The organism is Streptomyces sp. NPDC007896, from assembly GCF_042959425.1.
Lineage (GTDB): Bacteria > Actinomycetota > Actinomycetes > Streptomycetales > Streptomycetaceae > Streptomyces.
Genome location: NZ_JBIBKX010000024.1, coordinates 23432 through 47439, shown reverse-complemented (window position 1 = coordinate 47439; position 24008 = coordinate 23432). Strand labels below are relative to the sequence as shown.

Sequence of the window (24008 nt, the reverse complement as noted above, 5' to 3'; positions counted from 1 at the left end):
GCGTGCTGTTCATGGCGTCATGGCCGTCGCCACCACCGTGTTGTGCAGGCGGCCGATCCGTTCGATCTCCACGACGACCTCGTCCCCGGCGGCGAGGAACTCACCGTGCGGCGCTCCGCATCCCGCGGGGGTGCCGGTGAGGATGACGTCCCCGGGCTCGAGCCGGGTGAGGCGGCTCGCCGCCGCGACCACCTCAAGTATGGGCACCATCATCTGCGCGGTGGACGAGTCCTGCTTCACCACGCCGTTGACGCTGAGCCGTATCCGCAGGTCCTGCGGGTCGGGTACCTGCCAGCTGGGCACGAGCCCCGGTCCGAGCGGGCAGAAACCGTCCTGCCCCTTGTGCCCCAGCCAGTCGAAGGTGAAGGGCTCGGCGACGGGCAGCGCGGAGGTGAGCCGGTCGCGGGCGGAGATGTCGTTCGCCGCGAGATAGCCGGCCACGTGGTCGAGGGCCTGGCCGGGCGTGAGGTCACGGCCCGGCCTGCCGATGACGACGGCGAGTTCGGCCTCCCAGTCGACGCACGCGCCGGCGTAGGCGGGCAGCGGCACGGGATCGCCCGGTCCCGTCACCGTCGTCGTCGGCGGCTTGAGGAAGAAGAACGGGTCGCCCAGCGCACTCGGGCGTTTGATGCCCATCTCGGCGATGTGGTCCCAGTAGTTGGCGCCGGCGCACAGCACCTTGCCGGGGTACGTCAGGGGAGGCGCGAGCCGGGCATCGACGATGGCCGTGGATGCGGACGGCGTCCACTGGCGCAGCCCGGGCGCGAAGGCGTCCCACCGGCGCAGTACTTCCAAGAGGGTCAGGCCGGCTGTCTCGGGGGGCCCTTCGACCACCTTCCCGTCGATCAGGGCGCCGACGGCGGTCTTCTCGGAGTCGCCGGTGCGGTACTGCACCAACGACCAGTCAGGTGACTGCATGGATCTTCCTCCAGTGGGCGGCTCTGTGGGGCATCAGGACCATAGTGCATACACATTACGCCGGAAAGGGTAAGCTGCGCGTGGTGTTGTGGCCAGGCCCGGGAAGCCGGACGCAGGGGAGAGGCGGGCGACGCGCGTGACGCGGTCGGATGCGACGGAAGATCTGCTCGACCTGTTCGAGGGCCTGCCGCGGCCGGTCATCTCACATCCCCGGCGCACCAGTGTCGAGATCCACGACCATCTGCGGTGGCTGATCCTGGACGGCGTCCTGCCGCCCGGCACGGAGCTGAAACAGGCCGAACTGGCTCGGGTCTTCGACGTCAGCCGCACCCCGCTGCGCGAGGCGTTCCGGATGCTCCAGGAAGAGGGGCTGATCGACGCCGACATCAACCACCGTGGCCGGGTCACGGGCCTGGACGTGGGTGACCTGGACTGTCTCTACGCGGCGCGGATCTCCCTGGAGGCCATGGGCGTGAGGATCACCGCGGGGCGCCTGACCCGTCAGGAGGTGCAGGAAGCGTCGGCCCACCTGCACGACATGGACCGTGCCGAAGAGGCGGCGGACGCCATGGCGTGGCACGAGGCGCACCGGGCCTTCCATCGCGTGCTCGTCTGCCGGTGCACCCCCACGGTGCTGCGGACGATCACCTCCTACGCCGAGCGCAGTGAGCGCTATCTACGCACGCTGCAGGACCGGCATCCCGGGGTGTTCCCGCAGCGTCGGCAGGAGCACTATGACCTGTTCGCGACCGTCATGGCGGGTGCTCCGGAGCGGGCCGCACGCCTGATCGCGGGACATCTCGCGCGTACCGCCCGCCGGGTGATAGACGACCTCGCGCCCGGCCGGGAGGCCCCCGACGTAGGCCAGGCGACCGTCATGGTGTGCGGTGAGGATCTCGGAATGGCTTCCTCGGAGAACTGGACTCCTGCGCCAAAAGGTGTACACACTTAGAGGTGGTGCGACCCGTCGGGACGCGGCGCACCGGAACTGTGAGGAGATTGCCATGCTGCGTGTCAAAGGCCTGCTGCACTACGGACTTCAGCTCCCCTCCCTGGATACGGGCCAGAGCTTCTACGGCACCTTCGGACTGCGGACGATCGAGCGGGACAACGCCGTCGTGGTCCGCTGCGACGGCCGCGAGCAGGATCAGACGGTCCTGCTGGAAGGACCCGTCAAGCGACTGCACCATGTCGCGTTCGCCGTGGAGCCGGACTCCCTGCCCGAATGGCAGCGCCATCTGGAGGGCCTCGGTGTGCGCCTGCTCGACGCGCCCGCCCAGCTCCCTGGTGGCCTGTGGTTCCGTGACCACGAGGGCAACCTGCTGAACCTGCGTGACGAGCAGATCGGCTCCTGGCGGGACTTCGGCACCACGGACGCCCACGAGGTCAACTTCGGCGACCGTGTCCGCCGTGTCGACCAGGCGCGCTGGCTCACCGCCGACGAGAAGCCCCGCCCGCGGCGTCTCGGCCACATGCTGGTCTTCAGCACGGACCTGGACGCGTCCGAGGCCTTCTACGCCCGCACTCTGGGCCTGCGCCTGTCGGACCGCATCCGGGGCATGGCCACCTTCATGAATTCCGGGCCCGGCGACCACCACGTCTTCGGCTTCGTGCCCGGCACCCACCCCGGCCTGCACCACTCCAGCTGGGAAGTCGCCGACATCGACCAGATCGCGATGGGCGCGCGGACCATGGCCGCCGCCGGCCACAGCCACGGCTGGGGACTCGGCCGGCACACGCTGGGCTCCAACTTCTTCCACTACATCCAGGACCCGTGGGGCAGCTGGATCGAGTACTCCAGCGACATGGACTGCATCACGGACAGCTGGAAGGCGAACGACTGGGACTGCCCGCCCGCCGTCTGGAGCCCCGAGATTCCGGCGGACTTCATCGTCAACCAGGAGGAGAAGCCCTCCTGAGTTCCTGGCCGGACGGGGGCTGTGCGGAATAAATCTCAACGCTTGTATATTTTTTGAGGCCGCTTCCGGCCTACCGCCGAACCAGGAGTCCTGCCATGCCAACCGACAGCACGACCACGCCCGCGGACCCCGAGTCCGCTCCACCGGGAGAGGCTCCCCGCGGGCGCCACCTGGGCCTCGCCCTCGTCGTCATCGCCGCCGCGCAACTGATGGTGGTGCTCGACGGCACGATCACGAACATCGCGCTGCCGAGCATCCAGACCGACCTCGACGTCTCGGCGTCGAACCTGTCGTGGATCGTGAACGCGTACGCGCTGGCCTTCGGCGGCCTGCTCCTGCTCGGCGGCCGGGCCGGCGACCTGTTCGGGCGGCGCCGCATGTTCCGTATCGGCATCACGGTGTTCACGCTCGCCTCGGTACTGGGTGGCCTCGCGCCGAACGAGGGACTGCTGATCGGCGCCCGCATCCTCCAGGGCATCGGCGCCTCGATCTCCGCGCCCACCGCGCTCTCTCTGATAGCGACCAACTTCCCCGAGGGCAAGCCGCGCAACAAGGCGATGGGCGTGTACGCGGCCATGGCCGGACTCGGCTCCACGGTCGGACTTCTCCTCGGCGGAGTCCTGACCGACTACCTCGACTGGCGCTGGGTGTTCTTCGTCAACATCCCCATCGGCGTCGCCGTACTCACCGGGACGAAGCTGCTCGCCGAGGGCGAGCGCAACACCGGACGCCTCGACGTGCCCGGAGCGATCACCGGCACCGGCGGCCTGATCGCCCTCGTCTACGGCATCACGCGCGGCGGTCAGGACGGCTGGACCGACACCCTGACCATGGCCTTCTTCGGCGTGGCCGTCGTCCTGCTGGTGCTCTTCCTCGTCCTCCAGGTGCGGACCACGCATCCGATGCTGCCGCTGCGCCTGTTCAAGGACCGCAACCGCGCCGGGTCGTACGCGACCATGCTGTTCCTGGGCGCGGGTATGTTCGCCACCTTCTACTTCCTGACGCTGTACATGCAGCAGATCCTCGGCTACAGCCCGGTCAAGACCGGGTTCGCCTACCTGCCGTTCAGCTTCGGCATGGGAATGGCCGCGGGGATCAGCTCCAAGCTGGTCGCCCGCCTGGCACCCCGGCAGATCGCCGGCCCCGGCCTCGTGGTCGGCGCCGCGGGCATGTTCTGGTTCAGCAGGCTGGAGCCGGGCTCCTCCTACGCGACGCACCTGATGCCCGCCATGTTCGTCACCGCGCTCGGCCTCGGCATGAGCTTCGTCCCGATGACCCTCGGCGCGGTCAGCGGAGTGCGCGACCAGGACTCCGGTATCGCCTCCGCGCTGCTCAACACCGCGCAGCAGATCGGCGGCGCCCTGGGCCTGGCGGTACTCACCACGATCTCGACCTCGGCGGCGAACGACCGGCTGCCGGAGGCCGCGGGCACCTTCTACCGGGCCATTGCCATGAGGGACTTCGCCACGGTGGCCAAGGCCGGCGAGGCCCTGACGCACGGCTACACCACGGCCTTCGCCGTCGCGGCGTCCCTGTTCGTGGCCGGTCTGCTGATCACCGTGTTCGCCATCAACGCGAAGAAGCAGGACCACGGAGAGTCCGCCCCGACCGCCCACTTGGGCTGACCCCAGCAGACGAGAAGAAGGAGTAAGGCATGAACAGGCCCCGAGCCCTGTCCACCGTCATGGAGCTCGACACCCATGAGAGGGGGACACTGTTCTCCGCTCGCGGGGCGCGCTTCGCCGTCGACCTCGATCCGTTCCTCAACACAGACCTCTTCCGGATGACCGGACCGGTCTTCGCGCCGCATCCGCACGCCGGGTTCTCCGCGGTCACCTACCTGTTCGACGACTCCACCACCCGGTTCCACAACCGGGACAGCCTCGGCGACACGAGCATGATCGAACCGGGCGGGGTCCACTGGACCGTCGCAGGCTCGGGCATCGTGCACGACGAGGTCGTGGAGGAGGTCGGGCGGCTCGGACACGGCGCGCAGATCTTCGTACGACTTCCCGAGACCGCCGAGCAGGACAATCCGTACGGCATGCACTTCACCCCGCAGGAGCTGCCCTCGGACGAACTCGCCGAGGGCGTGCGGGTCCGCGTGGTGGCGGGCGAGGCGTTCGGCCTGCGCTCGCCGGTGCGTGAGGCGGCCGGATCGCACGTCTACGACCTGATGCTGGGGCCCGGCGCCCGCGTCGAGATCCCCGTGGACCCCGAGTTCCGAGGCTTCGTGATGACAGTCGAGGGAGACGGCCGTATCGCCACACCCGAGAGCCGCGGCGAGCTGGGCCCGGCCGGCCTCGCCGTGTTCGAACCCGGCACGGGCGCCGTGGAGTTGGCCGCCGGTGAGCAGGGCGCACAGTTCCTGTTCGGGGCGGGCAGGCCGCTGCGCACCCCCGCGTACATGTACGGCGGATTCTGCCTCTCCAGCCGTAGCCGCGTCACCGAAGCCGTCGAGCGCTACCAGTCGGGCGAGATGCACGGGCTGCTGACGGCACCGTGACGCAAGACATGCAGAGCACACACGACATGAAGGAGCACAGATGTCCCCGACCGTAGTGGTCATCGGCGGCGGTTACGGCGGAAGCGCCGCGGCCAAGGCACTGGACGAGATTGCCGACGTCGTTCTCGTCGAGCCCAAGGACGCCTTCTTCCACGCCGTCGGCGCCCTGCGCGCCGTGGTGGACCTGGAGTTCCTCCCACAGATCTTCTTCCCCTACGACAAGCTGCTCACCAACGGGCGCGTGGTGCGCGACCGCGCGGTGCGCGTGGAACCGGGACGGGTGACCCTGGCCTCGGGCTCGGAGCTGGCGGCCGACTACATCGTGCTGGCCACCGGCTCCGGCTACCCCTTCCCCGCCAAGACCGACCTCGACGACACCGCCGCGGCCCAGCGGAAGTACCGGGAGGCCCACGACGACCTCCAGGCCGCCGACCATGTGTTGTTGCTGGGCGCCGGACCGGTCGGCCTGGAGTTCGCCGGCGAGATCAAGGCCGTCTGGCCGGAGAAGAAGGTCGTCATCGTGGACCCGGTGGCCGACATCCTCAGCGAGTACGCCCCCGAGCTGCGCGAGGAGGTCCGTCGCCAGCTCGGAGAGCTGGACGTCCAGCTCGTCCTCGGCTCACCGCTCAAGGAGAACCCCTCCACCGCGCCCGGCGAGCGCGCCACCTTCCACGTCAGCACCGCCTCCGACGTCGACATCGCCGCCGACATCTGGTTCCGCTGCTTCGGCGTGGTGCCCCACACCGGCTACCTCGCCGGCGCGCTGGCGGACGTCCGCGAGGCGAACGGGCAGGTCTCGGTGGCCGACACCCTCCAGGTCAAGGGACAGGAAACGGTCTTCGCCCTCGGCGACATCACCGACATCGCCGAGTCCAAGCGCGCCGGCACGGCGATGCGCCACGCGAACGTGGTCGTCGGCAACATCAAGGCCCTTATTGGAGGCACAGGAGAACTCGCCACCCATCAGCCGGGTCCGGCCGCCATCCTTCTGCCGCTAGGCCCGACGGGGGGAGCCGCCCAGGTCCCTGGTCAGGGAGTCCTGGGCCCTGAAGTCACCTCCCAGCACAAGGGAGCGGACCTGATGACGGGCCGCTTCAGCCAGCTGTTCGGTACGCAGACGAACTGACCGACAAGGCGCGGGTCACTCCTGGCTCGGTGGAGCCTGGGGTGCCAGGCGGAGGGCGAGGTCGCGCAGGAACGTCTCGTAGCGTTCGACGAACGCGGGCTCTGTGGGGCGCAGGCCCGTGGCCATGTGGACGATCTGCCCGAAGGCGGACGGGAAGGACGCCAGGGCGATCACGGCCAGCAGCGCCATCTCGGTGTCGAGCGACGGGTCCAGTTCGCCCGCGTCCCGCCGTCCCTTCAGATAGTCGAGGACCTCCGCGTATCGTTCGCTGCGCTCCTCCTCGCTGACGGGAGGGTGCGCGGCGGAGGTGGTCAGCCCCTCCCACATGACGAGCCGTACGAAGGTCTCGTCCCGCCGGAGCTCGGCGAAGTGCCGGGGCGCGAAGTCGGCCAGGGGGACGGACACGTCCGACAGGGCCGAGGCGCGCTGCGTGACGTGCTCGCGCAACACTGCCTCGTACAGCCCGTCCTTGTTGCCGAAGTAGACGTACAGCATGCGTACGCTGACCCCGGCTCGCTGGGCGATCGACTCGACCCGCGCCCCGGCGCGCCCCTTGTCGGAGAACTCCTCCAAAGCGGCTTCCATGATCCGTTGCCGGGTCAGATCGGCGTCTCTCGCCACGTGCCCCTACCTCCTTCGACCTCATACGACCATTACTGAAAATAAGTATAATTTTACTTATCTCTCCGAACAGCCTCTTGGAGATGCTCATGACCGCACCCGGTTTTGTCGCGACCGAGGCCGACGGCACCGCCGTCTGGTACATGGAGTCCCTCATGACCGTGCTGGCCTCCGCCGACGATACCGACGGGAAGTTCGGTGTCCTCGAAGTGCGGGCCAAGCCCGGCATGGCCGGACCGCTGCACATCCACCACAAGCACGACGAGGCCTTCTACGTCCTGGAAGGGAGGGTCAAGGCCCGATGCGGGGACGACGTGCACGAATGCGGCCCCGGTTCGTTCATCTGGCTGCCGCGCGGAGTCCCGCACCAGGTCAACGCGGTCGGTGACATCGAGGTGCGGATGCTGGAGTTCTCCCTCCCCGGCGGCATCGAGGCCTTCCACCGCGAGGCCGGGGTGCCGGCCGAGACCAGGGTCGTGCCGCCGACGTCGGTCCGGCCGGACATGGACGAACTGCGCAGGCTGGCGGCGAAGTACGACGTCGAGATCGTCGGCCCGCCGCCCGCCCCGGCCGGCTGACCGGCTGAAATCGCTGTGCGAACAACGGTGCCTGTCTCCCCTTCGACCAGGGGAGACAGGCACCGTGACGTAGTCGCCTAGGAAGCGGCGCCCAACTGTGCGGCGAGGTTGAACTCGTCGCACAGGAACCAGCCTTCGGCGATACGCCCGTCCTCGTCGAAGCGCAGGAACGCGACCTCGGTGTACGTGACGGCCTTGCCGGTGGCCGGACGGCCGAGGAAGGTGCCGGTGTGGGTGGCGCGGATGTCGAAGCGCGCCCACAGGAGGTCACCCGTGCCGTGGAGTTCGACGATCTCGCGTTCCTGGTCGCCCAGGGCCAGCTTCATCCCCGCGAGCCCGGCGCGGAAACGGTCGTGCACGCTACCGGCGGACGGATACGACGCCTGCCCCGAGGCCGCCGCCAGATCGGCAAGACCGGCGCGCAGCGTGGTGAACTCCGGCGAGAAGATCTCCTCGATCAGCTCGTCGCGTCCGCCCACGATCACCTCGTACTGCAGGCGTCGGAAGGTTTCCTTGTTCCGCTCCACACGGGCCGCGTCGGTGAGCGCCGACCGGATCGCCATCGTGCCGGGACCCTCGTACGCGGCCACTTCCTCGGCCACGATCCGCGCCCCCTCCACGACGGCCGCCGTCCCGCAGGCCACCGCGGTGTACTCCAGCGCCTGCAGCAGCTCGGCCGGTGCGATGCCGTCCAGCAGCGCACGCCGGGTGTGCACGCGCATCTGCGCCCACTCGCCGGTTCCCGCGAGGAGCGCGACGACGACGAGATGGCGCACCTGCGTGGGCAGGGTCCTGTCCCGGCGGTCATAGACGAACGCCGTGTACTCCTGGAACGCGTGCAGATACGCGGGATCCGCCGCGGCCAGCGCGCGGAAGCCGGGACCGGGATCACCGGCCATGCCCCGCTCGAAGAACGCGGCGGCGTCCGGACCGTCAAGGGGCCGTTGATCGGTGGTGTCGGTCATGGGGTGCCTCCTTGCTCAGTGGTCGGTGAATCGGGGCATGACCTCGTTGATGAACAGCTCCATGGAGCGGTTCACCTTTTCCACGGGCATGTCGCCGAAGTACATGTGGCAGGCGAGGTTCTGGAGCCCGGTCGGAGTCAGCTCCTCGATCTTCTTGGCGACGGTCTCGGGGGAGCCGTAGAAGGCGGCGGCGTCGAGGAACTCCCGCGGGTCGCCCGCCGCCGCGCCCAATGCCTTGCGGACGTCGACTCCCTCGCCCACGTGGTCGCCCTTGGGCTTCGGGAAGGCCCGCCCGATGAGCGACTGGTAGAAGCGGACGGGCTCGATCAGGTCGGCCAGCGCCTGTTCGTCGGTGTCGGCGACGTAGACCATCTTCTGGACGAAGGACCAGCGCAAGGCCTCTTCGATCGCCTCGGGGGAGTGGCCGGTCTCTTCGAGCGTTGTGCGGTACAAGGCGAGCTTGTCCGCGATCTGCGGGGCCGGGTAGCGGCCGAAGAACACCGGCCAGCCGCGTGCGGCCGCGAAGCGGAAGCCGTCGTCGGAGAGGGTGCCGCGGGCCAGGCGGGGTCGCGGCTTGCCGCCGTAGGGTCCGGGCATGATCCGCCCGGTCACTTCGCCGTGGTCGTAGGCGGTGGAGTAGGTGAGGGGCTCGGTGTCCTGCTCCAGCGCCCAGGCCTGCTCGGCGATTTCGAGGGCCTCTTCCATGGCGGCGTGCCGTGTGGCGTGGTCGCGGCCCAGACCGGTGAACTCCACCGGTGAACTCCCGGGACCCACACCGATGATGGCCCGCCCCTTCGTCAATTGGTCGAGGAGGTTGGCCCGTTCGGCGAGTTCGATCGGGTTCTGGGTCGCGGGGACCGTGAGGGCGAGCAGGAGCGTCGCCTGCGTCAGCTGTGGGGCCAGGTAGGCCGCCATCATGAACGCGTTGCCGTAGGTGTTGTAGTTGTCGAAGTGGTGCTCGGTCAGGGCTATGCCCTCGAAGCCCGAACGGTCGGCGAGAAGGGACTGTTCGACGAGGGCCTCGATGATCCGGGTGTCGGCCTCGGGGCCGGGGGACTGGGCGTTGTTGTAGAGGAAGAACCGCATCCTGTTGCCTCCGTGTTACTCGGTCGGTGAGGTAAGTAAAAACTGACTTACCTCTCTCGCGTCAAGGCTCTGGGCAAGGTTGGTCGCATCCGCCTCCTGCTTTTTGGATGCACTTCGCGTGACCTCTAGGAGGAGAGGGCGTCGATTCGGCCCCGTCGCGTCGAGTGGGGGGTGATAAGTGGATACTCTTTTCGAGTAAGCTGTGATGGCCGAGTGAGCGGAGCCGCCATGTCTCTTCCCGTGCTGTTCGGAGCCAATGTCGACCCCGTCTGGGAGGACCCGGGGCAGCCCCTCCGGATCACCCAGCAGGTCGAGAAGGCCGGCCTCGACCTCGTCACGGTCCAGGACCACCCGTATCAGCCCAGGTTCTACGACGCCTGGACGCTGATCAGCTACCTCGCGGGCGCCACCCGGAAGGTCACCTTCGTACCCACGGTCGCCAACCTCCCGCTGCGGCCGCCCGCGATGCTCGCGAAGTCCGCGGCCAGCCTCGACGTGCTCGCTCCCGGGCGGATTCAGCTCGGCCTCGGCACCGGGGCCTTCTGGGACGCGATCGAGGCCATGGGCGGACCGCGCCGGGAGCCCAAAGAGGCCGTGGCCGCTCTCGACGAGGCCATCGACATCACTCGGCTGATGTGGAGCGGCGAGCGCTCGGTGCGCTTCAAGGGCGAGCACTACTCGATCTCCGGAGTCCACCCGGGGCCCGCCCCCTCGCCGGGCCTCGGGATCTGGCTCGGCGCCTACGGCCCCCGCATGCTGACGCTCACCGGCCGCAAGGCGGACGGCTGGATGCCCTCGTACGGCTTCCTCGGCCTCGACCGGCTGGGGGACGCCGTCGCGCGGGTCGACGCGGGTGCGCGGGAGGCCGACCGCGATCCGACAGCGCTGCGCAAGATCTACAACCTCAACGGACTGATCAGCCCCGTCGAGTCCACCTCGCCGTTCCAGGGCAACGCGCGGCAGTGGGTCGACCAGCTCGTCTCCCTCGTGCGCGAGTACGGGATGAACGGTTTCGTCTACTGGCCCGACGCCGACCATCTGCGCCAGCTGACCCTCTTCGCGCTGGAGGTCGTGCCGGCGGTGCGTGCCGCGCTGGCCGGGTGAAGGGAAGGGGGTGTGGGAACAGGCAACGAGATGGTGGCGGACGTCGGGGGGCGAGGCGGTCGCCGTCGGCCAGGGCCTTCCTTCGCCGCCGCCCGCGACACCATGCGTGCGCCTGGCGCTCGAGACTCGAGCCGGCCGGCCGCTTAACCTGCCGAGGCGTCACTCGCGTCGTCATGGAGGTGAGCGGTTCAACTACGCTGTCCGCCACCGCGCTGACCAGCGGGCATCCCGCGTCAACTTACGCGGGGCATCGGTTCTCACCTTCGCACCCGCCGCGATTCCGACTGCTTCACACGGTCTACTGACCCTGTGAGGTCGGGTCTCGTTCCTTCTGGTCTCGTCGGGCGGGTCGGCGGAGGAGGAGCCGTGGGTCTGGGTCGGGGCGCGCGCCTCGGCCTGCGCATCAGTCAGAGACTCCACCGGCCCTCCCGCTAAAGGGTGACGCGGTACGCACAGAGTGGTGCTTGAGGGCGCGGCCCCTCGCGGACGTGCGCGGACCCCTAGCAGTACTTGTTGCGCCGACGCTGTTGTTCGCAGTCCGTCATCGGGCCTTCTACGAGCCCGGCGTACCGCGCCCACCGGAAGGTGGCAGCCGGCACCTTCCGGCGTTCGGCGGCCTGGCCCGCGTCGTACTCGGTCCGTCGCATGAGATTACTGTGACTTCGCGCGATGGATGGCCATGGGCGCGCGAAGACGCCCCGGTCATCCCGTTGTGACGATTCGTAGTTGGCCGTTTTGTTGACCGATAGTTGGCCAGCTGGGACGCCGAAGGGCGCTGCCCAACCAGGCATGTGCCTGTTCGCCCCGGAGCCGGGCTCATGGGCCGGCTGAGGCTGTGCGGGGTGGGGACGGTGCGGAGGAACTGCGCAGGTCCAGCGTGGTGGCGCCCACCACGGCGACGGCGCCCAGACAGAGCAAGCCACCGCTGGCGAGAGCCACTGCTCCCGAGGTGACATCTGCGACGAGACCGCCGCGCATGTTGCCGATGTCGGGGCCGGCTTGCCCGACGATCTGCTCAGCAGCGCTGACCCGGCCCAGTAGTTCGTGGGGCGTGTTCATCTGGACGACGGTGCTCCGGGATACGACGGAGACGGTGTCGGCGGCACCGGCTATGACGAGGAAGACCAAACCGACCCACGGGTCGGGCGAGATGCCGAACATCGTCAACGCCGCGCCCCAGGTGGCAGATCCGCCAAGCATGACCAGACCGGGGCGGGGGAGCCGGGTGAAGGTCCCGGAGAAGAGAGACGCTGCCACGCCGCCGACGGCTATGGCTGTGAGGAACAGTCCGAGAGTACGCGGGTTGCCGCCGAACCGCTCTGCGTTGATCAAGGGGAACACGCTGATGGGCATCGACAGCACGGTGGTGGCCAGGTCTGTGAGCAGGGCCCCGCGAATGACGGGAGTGCGGCCCAAGAAGGCCAGACCGTCCAGCACTCCGCGCGGGCCAGGCCGTGCGGGCTCGTCTCCGGGATTCATCTGCGGCAGGCCGAACGCACCGTAGAACGCGGCGACGAATGTGAGGGCGTCAACCAAGTAGCAGCCGCCGACGCCCAGCCCGCCCACGATCAGTCCGCCCAGCGCGGGACCCACCAGCATGGCGCCCTGGAAGGCGATGCGTCTCAGCGCCAGTCCCGCGGCCAGCTGGTGCTTGGGCAGAAGGTGCGGAATGAAGGTGCGTGAGGCCGGGCCGCCGCCGGCGACGAAGCAGGACTGGACTGCGACCAGCCCCAGAACACCGGCGACAGGAAGGTGCCCGAGGAAGCCCTGGAGTGCGAGGAGGAGCGAACACACGGCTTGCCCGCTGGTCGTGAGCAGATAGAATTTTCGGCGGTCCACTCGATCGACGAGCGATCCGGCGAAGAGTCCGAGCGCGACGAGTGGAATCGCCTGTGCCAGCCCGACTGCGCCCGTCCACGTCGTGCTCTTCGTCATCTGCCAGACCTGGAACATCACGGCGACGAGTGTCATCTGGCTGCCGAACCCGGACAGGGCCTGACCGAGCCACAACCGCCGGAACTGCGGTGACGACCGTAACGGAGTCACGTCGAGCAGCGTGTGCCTCAGCCCCATGCGGGGTCCTCCGCCAGCTTCTCGGCGATCCGGTCGTGGAAACTCTTGTGCTCAAGAGCCTGCTCGATATCGGCGACAACCCGTGAGAGCGGGTAGGGAATCTCAGCTTCGAGGTCAGCGAGGGCGGCCTCGGTGGCCCGCCATTCTGCCGCCAGGCGCCCGACGACGCGGCGGCCTTTGTCAGTGAGCGTCACCTTCTTGCTGCGCGCGTCATCGCCTACGACCGTCTGGACCCAGCCGGCCGCGCGCATTGCGGCGACTTTCTGGCTGAGTGCCGAATGCGTGCGGTGGACCGACTCGGCCAGTTCGGTGATGGTCATGGGTCCGCAGGCGTGAAGCCGGAGCAGTTCCATGACGAAGCTTGTTTTGAGCCCGTCGATCTGTTGCTCGGAGTAGATCCGGGCGATGTCGGCGTCCATCGACGCCTGGAGCAGGCGCAAGGGCCGCCAGAGGCTCTGCCGGCTGGGGTCGAGTGCATGGGGATCGGCCATCGGCGCATCGTAACAGGACTTATATAAGCACTGTTACTTTTGCCGTGCCAGCGCCGGACCAACTTTCGAACCAGGAGGGCCAACTACCGTTCTACGTCACAGGTGGAGCCACGAAAGGCTCACCGGATGGACCATGCGTTCGATGCTCCGCCCGGCTGACTGGGGAACTTGTAGATCAGCCACGGCGTAAGCGATGACGCCGATGAAGAGGAAGACTGCGACCGGGTCAGCCATTCAGGACACCGTCCCCTCGATGCTTTGAGGGGGGCCGGTCGTCCCCTTGTTCCGGGCCGTATGGGACGGACACCGAGTGGTCACCTCGTTGTTCCCACCGGCGTTTCATGGACCACAGCACCCAAGGTGCCGCGGCGTCGACGGCAAGGTAAACCGCCGGCACGCTGCTGAAGAAGGGCCACAGGTTGCCTTGTGTCGCCACTGCGTCGCGGGTCAGCAAGTGACCCACCACGACCCAGGGTTGGCGGCCGACTTCGGTGACGACCCAGCCGCTTTCCAGACAGGCGATCGAGGCGAGTGCACAGAACGAGGCGGCGAGCAGGAACCAACGGCTGGTGGCGAGCTTGTCGCGGCGGCGCCACCACAGCAGGGCGAACCAGGCCGCCACAGCGAGCATGAAGGAGGAGGTGCCGACCATGATGTCGAACGCCCAGTGGACGATGCTGGTCTGCGCGACGGTGGGTCGCACCTCGACGGGGACAGCCTCCAGCCCCTTGATGACGACGGAGGGTCTGAAGCCCGCGAGCAAGGACGCCAGGTCTGGGATTTTGATGCCGTATCCGACTTCGCCGTCGATCAGCACGCCGCCCAGGGTCTCGGGCACGTGGGTGCCCGTGCTCGGCTGCAGTTCGATCGCCGCGAATTTCAGGGGCTCCTTGTCGAAGACGTACCGGGCGATCGTGTCACCGACGACGATCTGTACCGGCAGCGCGCAGGCGGCGACGACGAAGCCGGTCAGGAATCCCAGCCGGTGAGAGCGAGTGCGCCGTCCGCGCAGCATGTCCACCGCATAGACGCCGGCGACGACGAAGCCGGCGACGATGTAGGCGGCGACGATGTAGGCGGCGAGGAACATGTGCGGGAACTCCAGCCAGAAGGCATCGTTGAAGAACACCTTGCCCTGCTGTACTGCGATCATCTGGCCGTCTTTGACGGTGAAGCCGCCTGGCTTGTTCGTCCAGCTGTTGGCAGCGATAGCGGCGGTTGTTCCACCGAGGATGGCCAAGGGGACGGGAACGCCGGACCAGAAGTGTGCCCAGGGCGGCATCCGGTCCCAGCCGTAGATGCAGATGGCTACGAAGATGGCCTCAAGGGCGAAGAACAGGCCCTCGATCGCGAACGGGAAGCCCAAGGCAGTCCCGTACTTCTTCATCAAGCCGGGCCAGAGGATGCCCAGCTCGAAGGAGAGGACCATGCCCGTGATCGCGCCGATGGCGAACAGGACAGTGGCAACCTTCGACCATCTCCGCCATCTCCGCCATTCCGCGCGAGCAGAAGCGCCTCGGCATCTCCCTTGCGCAGCCCAGGGCGAGCAGGGCGAGCCGGGCGCGCCGGTACGGGGAGGGATCGAGTTCGTCGCGGGGGAAGGCGTGTTCGGCGCTGGTGCTCGCCGGCGCGGGGGTGGGGTCGACGACGGAGGTGTCGCGGGCGTGGGCGCGCTCGTGGAGCGTACGACCGAGGCGGGCTCCGAGCAGGCGTTGCAGTGTCACTGCGGGGAGGTCGGCGCCGTCGCCGACGGTCTGCAGTCCGTGCTCGGTGAGCGTGGCCACCGTCCGCGCGCCGACGCTGCGGGCTCCTGTCTCCACGCCATGCTGCGTCCGTCACTGCGAGCGGACGCTTTCTGCGGCTGTCGACTGCCTCGACCAGCGCAACGTGCTCGCCGTCACCCCGATGCCGCGCCGGTTTCACCCGATTGCACCGGATGAGCGGGCTCGACGGCACCGACGCGTGAACGCTGATGTGCCGAAGGTCTCAGAAGGAAGCGAGAACGGCATGACGGCATCTGCGGTCCATGGCATACGACGCCGCACACGGCGTCTCCACATCGCGGCGGCGGGGTGTGCCGCTGCCGCCTTGTGCACGGTCACGACGGCCCCGTCGGTCGCGGACGGTGGCACAGGCAGCGCAAAGCCCACCATCGTGCTGGTGCACGGCGCCTTCGCCGATGGCTCCAGCTGGAACGGGGTGATCGAACGGCTCGAACGTCGCGGCTACACGGTCATGGCCCCGGCCAATCCGCTGCGCGGGCTGTACAGCGACTCCGCCTACATCGCCTCCGTGCTCAAGAGCATCAAGGGCCCCCTCGTGCTGGCCGGCCACTCCTACGGCGGAGCCGTGATCAGCACGGCCGCAGCCGGCAATCCCCAGGTCAAGTCCCTGGTGTACGTCTCGGCGCTGATGCCGGACGTGGGCGAGAGCGGCATGTCGTTGTCCTCCCGGTTCCCCAGCGCCCTCGGCACCGCCACCACGTCCGTTCCGTACCAGGCGGGCGGCGTCAGCGGAGCCGACCTGTACCTCAAGCGCGACAAGGTGCACCCGGTCTTCGCCGCCTGCCTGCCGAACAGCGAGGCGAACCTGCTGGCGGTCACCCAGCGGCCTGCGGCCACCACCGCGTTCTCGGAGAAGGCCAAGGCCGCGGCGTGGAAAGACATCCCGTCCTGGGCCCTTGTCGGCCGACAGGACATGACCATCAACCCGAAGCAGGAACGCTTCGAGGCCAAGCGCGCCCATTCCCACACCGTGGAGATCGACACCTGCCACGTGTCCCTCATCGCCCGCCCCGACGCCGTTGCCGACCTGATCTTCCAGGCCGCCACCTCCACCGCCACCGCGAAGAACACCGCCGCCACCACCGATCCCGCTCGCCCGACGCTCGCGAACACCGGCGCCTCGGGGCGCAGCACGGAGGCGGTCACCCTCGGCGGCATCGCGGGCGCATCTCTGGCCGCCGGCTCTGCGGTCGTTCTCCTCGGCCGCCGCCTGCGACGCTGAACGCACTGACGGGAACGGGCCTGCGGCGGCCGACCCATCTGGGGCCAACCAATCGTTCCGCTAAGACCAACCGGCAATAGGTGGCCGCAGTAGGCCTGGGAGGTGGGGTGGATGTAGTGCGGGCACAGATCCACGTGATCATGGACTTCTCGACGCTCTGCAATCACGAAGGACGGCCGTGCCCGCGCTGCCGTCTTGCCTGCTCGAGCCCCTGTGGGACCAGTTCGCCGCGCTCCTGCCCGCACGGGAGACGTTCGCCGCGGATCACCCGCAGGGCTGTCACTGCCGCCGGTTCGCCGACCGGACGGTCTTCGAGCACGTCGTGCTCGCGCTGGTCCACGGCTCCGGCCACGAGCGCATCTCCACTCCCGGATGTTCCGACCGCACTATCCGACGGCGTGTCAAAGAGTGGGCTGAGCTCGGGATATCCGAGCAGATTCACGCCCTCGCTCTGGAAGCCGACGACCGGATGATTGGTTTCGGGCTGGGCGAGATCTCGGTGGACGGCTGCATCGCCAGGGCCCCGTCCGGCGGTGAGAAGGCGGGGCGGTCACCGGTCGACCGGGGCAAGCGGGGACTGAAACGCTCGGTGGCCTCCGACGCCTGCGGCGACCCGCTCGGGATGGCCTCCGATGGGGCCAACCGGCACGACTCGCCCCTGCTCGACCCCACCCTGGAAGCGGCGAAAGGGCAGGTCGGCACGATGCCGGACACGGTCGACGTCAACCGCGACCGCGACTACGACAGCGCCAAGGCCCGTGCACTGATGGCCGAGTTGGGATTCGCGGGCGAGATCGCCCGCAAGGGCGTCCCGGCGCCGACCGTTTTCAAAGCACGCAGATGCCGGCCGCGAGGCCCTTAATCCCCCACGAACTGCTGCGCTTCCCGATCAAGATTTCTCGACGCGCTGAAGCGGTGCCCCTCGGTTAGGGTGATGGCGACGACGTGCTCACTCCGGTCACCTTTCGCTGCTGACCTCTCCGTTGACTCCCTTGTACGTCCGAAGCTGGTTCGTGGCGTTGCAAAAAAGTCCGGCTCGGGCACTGAACTCGGGTGACCCGTGAAGTTCTGGACCAGTTTCGAGAGGAACACAGACCATGCCCTTCGCCACCGCCAAGGACGGCACGCAGATCTTCTACAAGGACTGGGGATCGGGCCAGCCCGTTGTCTTCTCCCACGGCTGGCCGCTGAACGCCGACGCATGGGACCCCCAGATGAAGGTGATGGCGGACAACGGGTTCCGCGCCATCGCCCATGACCGGCGCGGTGGTGGACGCTCCGGCCAGTCCTGGGAGGGCAACAACCTCGACACGTACGCCGACGACCTGGCCGCGGTCATCGAAGCCGAGGACCTCCAGGACGTCATTCTGGTCGGCCACTCGACCGGCGGCGGTGAGGTCACGCGGTACATCGGCCGGCACGGCACCGGCCGCGTCGCCAAGGCCGTCCTGGTCGGCGCGATCCCCCCGCTCATGCTCAAGACGGACGCGAACCCCGAGGGCCTTCCGCTCGAGGTCTTCGACGAGATCCGCAAGGGCGTGGAGACGGACCGGTCGCAGTTCTACCACGACCTGAGCGCCGCGTTCTACGGCGCCAACCGCGACGACTCGACCGTCACACAGGGCACCCGCGACGAGTTCTGGCTCTGGTGCATGACCGTCGGGATCAAGGGCGCCTACGACTGCATCAAGGCGTTCTCCGAGACGGACACCACCGAGGACCTCAAGAAGATCGACGTGCCCACGCTGATCGTGCACGGCGACGACGACCAGATCGTTCCCAAGGTCGCTGCGGGAGACAAGTCCTCGAAGCTCGTCAAGGACTCGATCTACAAGGTCTACCCGGGCGCTCCGCACGGTCTCGCGATGGTGCCCAAGTTCGCCGAGGTCTTCAACAAGGACCTCCTCGAATTCGCCCGCAGCTGAACGCCGTGCTGCCGCAGTAGCGGAACCTCTGTTACTGCCCCTCCGTCTCGATCCGCGGGCGATGTGGCATGAGGACCCTTTCGCGGCGGCGGGGGCCCTCTACGCAGCAGTGCGCACCGGCGGGGACATCACCGTCTCCGGCCTCGCTCGCGCCGCCCGTGTCGACCGCACCTTCCACCATCGCCACCGGCTGGGGGTACCAAACGGGCCGTGATGGACCAGCACGACTGGTTCACGGAGCTCATCAACCGGGCGCCCGAGCTCAGGCACGCGGCCGCGCCACGGCCGTACTGGCCGCAGCGCCGTGGCAGCGGGCTCGCCCGCGACGGCAGTACCGCGCGGGACACCCGAGGTGACTTCGCGCGGCTCATCGGCGAATTCGCCGACAGCGCCTACCTGGTTGAGGTGTTCGGCGAGGAATGCGTCGACGATCACAGCGAGCTGCCCGACGCTTCCGAGGTGATCGACAGGCGCCTGGGCATCCCCGATCTGTTGCCTCTGGCGCCGGAGACGTGGGACGAAGACACCTTCTACGGGCTGATCGAGGTGTTCCACGACCTGGTGAGCCGCCCCCGCACGCGGCGCCACCACTCCTACAGCGGCTGCGGATGGCACCACTCGGAGTTCCACAACGGCCCAGCAATCTTCAACCTCGCTTGCATCCTCGAGAAACGTCGTGCCTTGATCGAGGAGCGTCTCGGGAAGGACGAAGGCGCTCTGTTCGAGATCGCCAACCTGTTCGACCTGCGTCACCGTCGGGCCGATCAGCGTGGCGAGTACGAAGAGGCGTTTCTCGACTGGATCTTCTGGTGGTACCTGGCCACGGTAGAACGGCGGGGAACTGGCCGAGCATGGTCATGAGGTGGTTGTGGTGACACTCGGGGCCGCCGACCAGGTCGGCCGACGGCGTGCAGTGCGTTCATCGGCCCACTTCTTGCGGAATTCCTCGATCGCCTCGCGTATGTGGTCCTGCGACGGGACCCGCACCAACTGCGGCAGGCTCTCACCCTTGCGGCTCTGGGTTCGGCCAGCCGGGTCTAGATGCCTTCGGGGCACTATTCCTCCCATCAGCACAGGTGATGGTCGGGAACTGTCCTGCGCGAAGAACTCCTTCTCTCGCAGGGATACAGACCCGTTTGAGCAATAGACATCCGCGAAGTGTCGTGGATTTCGCAAAAGGCCTTCATCGCTTCGCGTCGTGCTGCCGTGAACTCAAGGCTGGGGAAGTACTCGCTACGCGGCGTGGAGGCTGGCGAGAGCCTGCGGCAGTTCGTGAGCGCGCGGGCTTCGGCGCCCTTGTACGTAGGGTGTGCTGGTGACAGCCAGGCCCGCTTGAGTGGACAAGTAGCTGGGGTGCAGGAAATTCGTTCCCTCCCCGGTGAGACGTTGACCTTGCCGCTGGCGGCAGGGTTGCACGATGACCGGCATGAACAACACTGCACCGCAGAGCAGCAGGATCGTCGTCGTCACCGGAGCCGGCACCGGCATCGGCCGGGCAACTGCCCGTGCCTTCGCCGCCGAGGGCGCCCACGTGGTCGCGATCGGACGGCGAAGCGAACCACTGAAGGAAACGGCGGTCGGGCACGACCGGATCGTGCCGCTGTCCGCCGACATCACCGCCGAGGGGGAGCCCGAGCGGATCGTCCAGGCCGTCTTGGAGGCACATGGTCGATTGGACGTGCTGGTCAACAACGCCGGCATCGTGCACAGCAGTGCACTCGGCACTCTGATCCCGGAGCTGATCACGGATCAGCTTGCCACGAACCTCGTCGCTCCAATTCTGCTGGCTCAGGCTGCGCTGCCGTTCCTGGAGACGTCGGGCGGAGTGATCGTCAATGTCAGTACGTCGGTGGGGCAGCGGGGTTGGCCCGGCAGTTCGGTCTACGCGGCGACCAAGACTGCCTTGGAACTGTTGACTCGCAGTTGGGCGGTTGAGCTGGCACCCCGCGGCGTACGGGTGGTGGCGGTCGCCCCCGGCGCGATCGCCACCCCCATTGGCGAACACCAGGGCCTGACGCCGGAGCGGATGGCCGTACTGCGGGAGTGGCAGCTGGCGCACACCCCGCTGGGCCGGATCGGCCGCCCCGAGGAGGTGGCCTGGGCGATCACCCAGCTTGCCGCACCGGCTGCATCGTTCGTCACCGGAGTCGTACTCCCAGTCGACGGCGGAGCAGTCGTGGCGTGATAGGAGTGGTCCGGGAGGTGGAACGGGTGCGGATCGGTGAGCTGGCCAGGGCAACTGGGACGACCGCTCGTGCGCTGCGGCACTACGAGCAGGCCGGGCTGATCTCCTCCGAACGGGCCTCCAACGGCTACCGCATCTACGAGGAGCGGGCGGTGGTGCGGGTCCGCAACATCCGTTACCTGCTGTCCGCCGGGCTCACCCTGGACGACGTGCGCGTGTTCCTGTCGTGCCTGGACGGCGATGTGGCCGCAGTACCGCCCTCGGACAGGGGCTTGCGGGTCGCGCTGGAACGGCTGGCGGTCCTCAACGAACGAATCGCCGCCCAGTCCGAGGCTCGCGACCGGCTGGAAGCCGCACTTCGGGAGCAGACTGGCGGTCGGACCCGCCCGGTGGCGTGACCAGTTGGCTAACCGGAATTTCCAATATCTCGGCTACTCACGCTCGTTGAGCACAGGTCTTCCGGTCCGCCGACCGCTGTTCGTCTTCTTCGTCTGGTTTAGGGTCCAGCGACCGGGCTCGACGGTGTCCAGTCCGGCGCGGCTCCGAAGCACCGGCCATCGATTGGGCTTCTTGATCGCTCGGGGGCACTTCCGGTTGCACGGGGCCGACTGCAGGCGGCTGTGTCCCTCTTGGCCGGCATCGGTGAGGGAGCGGGTGAGCTTGGCGGTGGCGGCGCGGATCTGGGAGGGAACGCTTCGACGGATGATGCGGACGCACCTCAAGTGGGAGATATGGTCGGCGTCCAGGGTTGGGCCGGCGAGGGCCGCTGCGTGAGAGAACTGGCGGATCGCGTGGTGGAAGGCGAGATAGGCCCAGAGCTCTTGCCGGACACCCTCCGGTGTGCGCGATCTGATCCGACCACCGCGGCCGAGGTGGGTCTTGATCTCGTCGAAGGCCGGCTCGATCTCACAGCGTTCCCGGTAGAGCTCGACCAGCTCGGCCGCGGGGTATTGCTCGGGGTCCAGCTGTGTCGTGCGAAGCCGCGGTCGGCGATGACCAAGTCGCCCGGGCCTGTGGAGCCGGCCAGTGGGTAGGCGAGGCTGCGTTAGCCGTCGCGGTAGCCGCCGAGGTGGGCATCGACGACTCCGTGGGTTCCGATTTCGGCGAGCACCACCGTCCTCACTTTTGGGAAGCCGAAGGGGACGCCGTCGGTGGACGGCCCGTCGAACGTGTCGCCGTTGCCCACCGAGTCCGGAAGCTCGAACCGAGTGCCGTACAGGGCGAGCAGCCGCAGCCCTCGCCACCACGCTCCAGGAGTGTCTGGCGTGACGAGCGGTTCGGCCACCTGCCTGAACAGGCTCTCCAGAACCTCTTCGCCCAGGCGGGACCGCGCTCGGCACAACGACGTTCGGTTCGTCCGCGTCAGGGCCTGGCTGCCCGGGATGTCGCTGGTGAGCACGCGCAGCACCGCCTCGTACGACTCCCAGGCGAACAGGCACAGGGCGAGGACGAAGTAGACGACCAGCCGGGCCGGCAGTAGGCGGCGCCGTCGCTCAGCCCAGATGGTCGGCCGCGTCCAGGATCGCTCCCGAGGCCGCCGCGCAGGGGAAGGCCCGCTGCACCCGGCGGCTCGAACCGTCGTCGTGCGGGACCCGCACGCACACCATTCCCGACGCCTTCGCGAAATCGGTCGCCGCGCCCGCTCCACCGCCTCTGCGGGCTCCTCGGTCATCTCGTCGGCGCTCATGCCGCCGGCCTCGTCCGCCACCATCCGTCTTCCAACTCCCGAACCGGAACCGCGAAGCGGTGGCCGCCGGGGGGCCGAGGGGAGACGAGAATCTGACCGGCGTGCTCGAAGCAACAGTGCGTGGTTCCTCAACAGCCCGCGCACCAGACTGACCTACGGGCCCAAGATCCCAAGAGACGACCGGAGTTCACCGGGCGGGCACCAACCTCACATGTTTTCACGCCCGCACAGCGTCCCCGCTCGGGGCAAGCATCACAGCGCAGGCACGGGGGCGGTGGGCTCACTCGTCCGGCCGACAGGCCCCGCCGCCTCCGCGCGCGGCGCGCCACGTCACCCGAGCGCGTCCGCGCTTCGCGCCTAGGGTGACGCCCGGAGGTGGAGAATGCGAGTGGGATTGCACGCGCTCGGTATCGGTGACGGTGCCCGTCCCGAGGTGATCCGCGCGGTGGCCACAGCCGCGGAGACGCACGGCTTCGCGAGGCTCTGGTGTGGCGAGCACGTGGTGCTCGTGGATGCGTCCGCCTCCCGCTACCCCTACTCCGTGGACGGCCGGATCGCCGTGCCCGCGGACGCGGACTGGCTGGACCCGCTGCTTGCCCTGACCTTCGCGGCGGCGGTCACCAGCCGGATCGAGCTCGCCACCGGCGTGCTCCTGTTGCCAGAGCACAATCCGATCGTGGTCGCCAAACAGGCGGCCACACTCGATGTGCTCTCAGCCGGGCGGTTCAGCCTCGGGGTCGGGGTCGGCTGGTCGGCCGAGGAGTTCGCAGCGCTCGGAGTCCCCTTCGCCAGTCGCGGGCGGCGGACCGAAGAGTACCTCGCCGCGATGCGCACCCTCTGGGCCGAGGATCCGGCCTCCTTCGCGGGGGAGTTCACCCGCTTCGATGCGATCCGGGTCAACCCGAAGCCGCTGCGCGGCGGCCGGCTCCCGGTCGTGGTCGGCGGCAACAGCGACGCCGCCTTGCGCCGCGCGGTCACGCTCGCCGATGGCTGGTACGGCTTCAACGTCCCGGCTGCCGACGTCCCGGCACGCGTCGCCGTTCTCGCCGACGAGTGCGCCCGCCACGGTCGAGCTTTTGACGAGCTCACAGTCGCCGTCGCGCTGAGCGACGGCACCCCGGAGCACCTCCCCGCACTCGGTGCGGCAGGCGTCACCGAACTCGTCGTCGTCGGCGCACCTCCACCCGCTTCCGAGGCAGCGGCCACCTGGGTCGCGGAACTCGCCCGAACCTGGATTCGCCCGGAGGAACAACCAGGGCCGGCCAGGGCTCCAGCCGATGTGTTCACGCACGCCAAGCGTCCCCAAAGACAAGATGACTGACCTGTAAGATGTCGTTTTCGTATGCTTTGGAAGTTTATGGACTGATTCTCGTAGGGTGGAGTGGCGGTGCGAAAGAGGTCGCAGGTGTGGCTGGGGTTGGTGGGTCTGGAGGGGGGACGGGTGGGGCGGGGTGCTGCTTGGTCCTGTCTCATTCCATGATGTCCGGCTTTCGGGGCTGCGTGCTTCCGTCGTCATCGCTGTGCGCCTGGGCGCACTCGGTCCGCGGCGATACATCACGAGCATGACGAAGCGGCGTCCGTATCCGAGTGATCTGTCCGATGCCCGCTGGGAGTTGATCGAGCCCGTGCTCTCGGCCTGGCGCTTCGAGCGCCGCGGCAGGGCCCTGGACTTCGGCCGGCCGCCCGAGCACGACCTGCGCGACATCATGGACGCGATCTTGTACGTGGACCGGACCGGCGTTCAGTGGCGTTACCTACCTTGATCCACATCGCCATGACCGACCTCATGGCCCGCCGCCTTACCAGCGAGAACGGCCA

Annotated in this window: 21 protein-coding genes and 4 pseudogenes; 15 read left to right on the top strand and 10 right to left on the bottom strand. The window is 68.3% G+C overall.

The window, feature by feature from the left end:
* Positions 1 to 9: 9 nt before the first annotated feature.
* Positions 10 to 918, bottom strand: coding sequence for a fumarylacetoacetate hydrolase family protein (locus ACFZDJ_RS47635; RefSeq protein ID WP_391068835.1), 909 nt, complete (start codon positions 916 to 918; stop codon positions 10 to 12).
* Between the two features lie 136 nt (positions 919 to 1054).
* Here ACFZDJ_RS47635 and ACFZDJ_RS47630 point away from each other — a divergent pair, with 136 nt between their 5' ends.
* From ACFZDJ_RS47630 to ACFZDJ_RS47610, 5 genes are all read left to right on the top strand, one after another.
* Complete coding sequence (locus ACFZDJ_RS47630) at positions 1055 to 1870, top strand: FCD domain-containing protein (RefSeq protein WP_391068832.1); 816 nt, start codon at positions 1055 to 1057, stop codon at positions 1868 to 1870.
* 52 nt (positions 1871 to 1922) lie between these two features.
* Positions 1923 to 2837, top strand: a complete 915-nt coding sequence (locus ACFZDJ_RS47625) for a VOC family protein (protein WP_266580105.1) — start codon at positions 1923 to 1925, stop codon at positions 2835 to 2837.
* A 95-nt stretch (positions 2838 to 2932) separates the two neighbouring features.
* Positions 2933 to 4462 (top strand): DHA2 family efflux MFS transporter permease subunit, encoded by a 1530-nt coding sequence (locus tag ACFZDJ_RS47620; protein WP_391068829.1) that lies wholly within the window; start codon positions 2933 to 2935, stop codon positions 4460 to 4462.
* 29 nt (positions 4463 to 4491) lie between these two features.
* A complete protein-coding gene (locus tag ACFZDJ_RS47615; protein ID WP_391068826.1) occupies positions 4492 to 5343 on the top strand; it encodes a pirin-like C-terminal cupin domain-containing protein in 852 nt (283 codons plus the stop codon).
* Between the two features lie 40 nt (positions 5344 to 5383).
* Entirely contained in the window at positions 5384 to 6469 is a 1086-nt protein-coding gene (locus tag ACFZDJ_RS47610) for an FAD-dependent oxidoreductase (RefSeq protein WP_391068823.1), read from the top strand.
* Positions 6470 to 6484: 15 nt separating this feature from the next.
* Here ACFZDJ_RS47610 and ACFZDJ_RS47605 read toward each other — a convergent pair whose 3' ends face one another.
* Positions 6485 to 7090: a TetR family transcriptional regulator gene (locus ACFZDJ_RS47605; RefSeq protein ID WP_390941943.1), complete on the bottom strand. Its 606-nt coding sequence runs from the start codon at positions 7088 to 7090 to the stop codon at positions 6485 to 6487.
* A gap of 89 nt (positions 7091 to 7179) precedes the next feature.
* Between ACFZDJ_RS47605 and ACFZDJ_RS47600 the strand changes: the two genes are divergently transcribed.
* Positions 7180 to 7668 carry a cupin domain-containing protein gene (locus tag ACFZDJ_RS47600; protein WP_390941945.1) on the top strand — a complete coding sequence of 163 codons (489 nt, stop codon included), beginning with the start codon at positions 7180 to 7182 and terminating at the stop codon, positions 7666 to 7668.
* Positions 7669 to 7745: 77 nt separating this feature from the next.
* Here the strand turns inward: ACFZDJ_RS47600 and ACFZDJ_RS47595 are convergent, their stop codons facing one another.
* Together ACFZDJ_RS47595 and ACFZDJ_RS47590 are read right to left on the bottom strand one after the other, a co-directional pair.
* The gene (locus tag ACFZDJ_RS47595) at positions 7746 to 8633 is read right to left on the bottom strand and encodes an ester cyclase (RefSeq protein ID WP_391068821.1); all 888 of its coding nucleotides are present in this window, start codon (positions 8631 to 8633) and stop codon (positions 7746 to 7748) included.
* Between the two features lie 15 nt (positions 8634 to 8648).
* Entirely contained in the window at positions 8649 to 9719 is a 1071-nt protein-coding gene (locus ACFZDJ_RS47590; RefSeq protein WP_391068818.1) for an LLM class flavin-dependent oxidoreductase, read from the bottom strand.
* Positions 9720 to 9947: 228 nt separating this feature from the next.
* Between ACFZDJ_RS47590 and ACFZDJ_RS47585 the strand changes: the two genes are divergently transcribed.
* Positions 9948 to 10823 carry an LLM class flavin-dependent oxidoreductase gene (locus ACFZDJ_RS47585; RefSeq protein ID WP_390941949.1) on the top strand — a complete coding sequence of 292 codons (876 nt, stop codon included), beginning with the start codon at positions 9948 to 9950 and terminating at the stop codon, positions 10821 to 10823.
* 500 nt (positions 10824 to 11323) lie between these two features.
* On the opposite strand, the gene ACFZDJ_RS47580 is transcribed toward ACFZDJ_RS47585, so the two are convergent.
* The 4 genes from ACFZDJ_RS47580 to ACFZDJ_RS47565 form a co-directional block, all read right to left on the bottom strand.
* Positions 11324 to 11470, bottom strand: a complete 147-nt coding sequence (locus ACFZDJ_RS47580) for a hypothetical protein (protein ID WP_390941951.1) — start codon at positions 11468 to 11470, stop codon at positions 11324 to 11326.
* A gap of 169 nt (positions 11471 to 11639) precedes the next feature.
* Positions 11640 to 12896: an MFS transporter gene (locus ACFZDJ_RS47575; RefSeq protein WP_391068814.1), complete on the bottom strand. Its 1257-nt coding sequence runs from the start codon at positions 12894 to 12896 to the stop codon at positions 11640 to 11642.
* Positions 12887 to 13387 (bottom strand): winged helix DNA-binding protein, encoded by a 501-nt coding sequence (locus ACFZDJ_RS47570; protein WP_390941955.1) that lies wholly within the window; start codon positions 13385 to 13387, stop codon positions 12887 to 12889. The genes ACFZDJ_RS47575 and ACFZDJ_RS47570 overlap by 10 nt, the downstream gene beginning before the upstream one ends.
* A gap of 226 nt (positions 13388 to 13613) precedes the next feature.
* Positions 13614 to 14825, bottom strand: a complete 1212-nt coding sequence (locus tag ACFZDJ_RS47565; protein ID WP_391069078.1) for a cytochrome ubiquinol oxidase subunit I — start codon at positions 14823 to 14825, stop codon at positions 13614 to 13616.
* 569 nt (positions 14826 to 15394) lie between these two features.
* Between ACFZDJ_RS47565 and ACFZDJ_RS47560 the strand changes: the two genes are divergently transcribed.
* The 6 genes and pseudogenes from ACFZDJ_RS47560 to ACFZDJ_RS47535 all read left to right on the top strand — a co-directional run bounded on the left by ACFZDJ_RS47560 (position 15395) and on the right by ACFZDJ_RS47535 (position 20901).
* Complete coding sequence (locus ACFZDJ_RS47560; protein WP_391068811.1) at positions 15395 to 16393, top strand: alpha/beta fold hydrolase; 999 nt, start codon at positions 15395 to 15397, stop codon at positions 16391 to 16393.
* A 178-nt stretch (positions 16394 to 16571) separates the two neighbouring features.
* Positions 16572 to 17213: pseudogene (locus ACFZDJ_RS47555) on the top strand (IS5/IS1182 family transposase); the annotation flags it as partial.
* 277 nt (positions 17214 to 17490) lie between these two features.
* Positions 17491 to 18318 (top strand): alpha/beta fold hydrolase, encoded by an 828-nt coding sequence (locus tag ACFZDJ_RS47550; protein ID WP_391068809.1) that lies wholly within the window; start codon positions 17491 to 17493, stop codon positions 18316 to 18318.
* A 180-nt stretch (positions 18319 to 18498) separates the two neighbouring features.
* A pseudogene (locus ACFZDJ_RS47545) lies at positions 18499 to 19179 on the top strand (hypothetical protein); the annotation flags it as partial.
* Between the two features lie 556 nt (positions 19180 to 19735).
* Entirely contained in the window at positions 19736 to 20503 is a 768-nt protein-coding gene (locus tag ACFZDJ_RS47540; RefSeq protein WP_391068806.1) for an SDR family oxidoreductase, read from the top strand.
* Between the two features lie 26 nt (positions 20504 to 20529).
* Positions 20530 to 20901: a MerR family transcriptional regulator gene (locus ACFZDJ_RS47535; RefSeq protein ID WP_391069075.1), complete on the top strand. Its 372-nt coding sequence runs from the start codon at positions 20530 to 20532 to the stop codon at positions 20899 to 20901.
* Positions 20902 to 20934: 33 nt separating this feature from the next.
* Here ACFZDJ_RS47535 and ACFZDJ_RS47530 read toward each other — a convergent pair whose 3' ends face one another.
* The gene (locus tag ACFZDJ_RS47530) at positions 20935 to 21747 is read right to left on the bottom strand and encodes a transposase (RefSeq protein ID WP_391069072.1); all 813 of its coding nucleotides are present in this window, start codon (positions 21745 to 21747) and stop codon (positions 20935 to 20937) included.
* Between the two features lie 56 nt (positions 21748 to 21803).
* Positions 21804 to 22175, bottom strand: a pseudogene (locus ACFZDJ_RS47525) (transposase domain-containing protein); the annotation flags it as partial.
* Between the two features lie 397 nt (positions 22176 to 22572).
* On the opposite strand from ACFZDJ_RS47525, the gene ACFZDJ_RS47520 reads away from it, so the two are divergent.
* Together ACFZDJ_RS47520 and ACFZDJ_RS47515 are read left to right on the top strand one after the other, a co-directional pair.
* Positions 22573 to 23511: a TIGR03619 family F420-dependent LLM class oxidoreductase gene (locus tag ACFZDJ_RS47520; protein ID WP_390941967.1), complete on the top strand. Its 939-nt coding sequence runs from the start codon at positions 22573 to 22575 to the stop codon at positions 23509 to 23511.
* Between the two features lie 241 nt (positions 23512 to 23752).
* Positions 23753 to 23950 (top strand): annotated as a pseudogene (locus tag ACFZDJ_RS47515) (transposase); the annotation flags it as partial.
* Positions 23951 to 24008 lie beyond the last annotated feature (58 nt).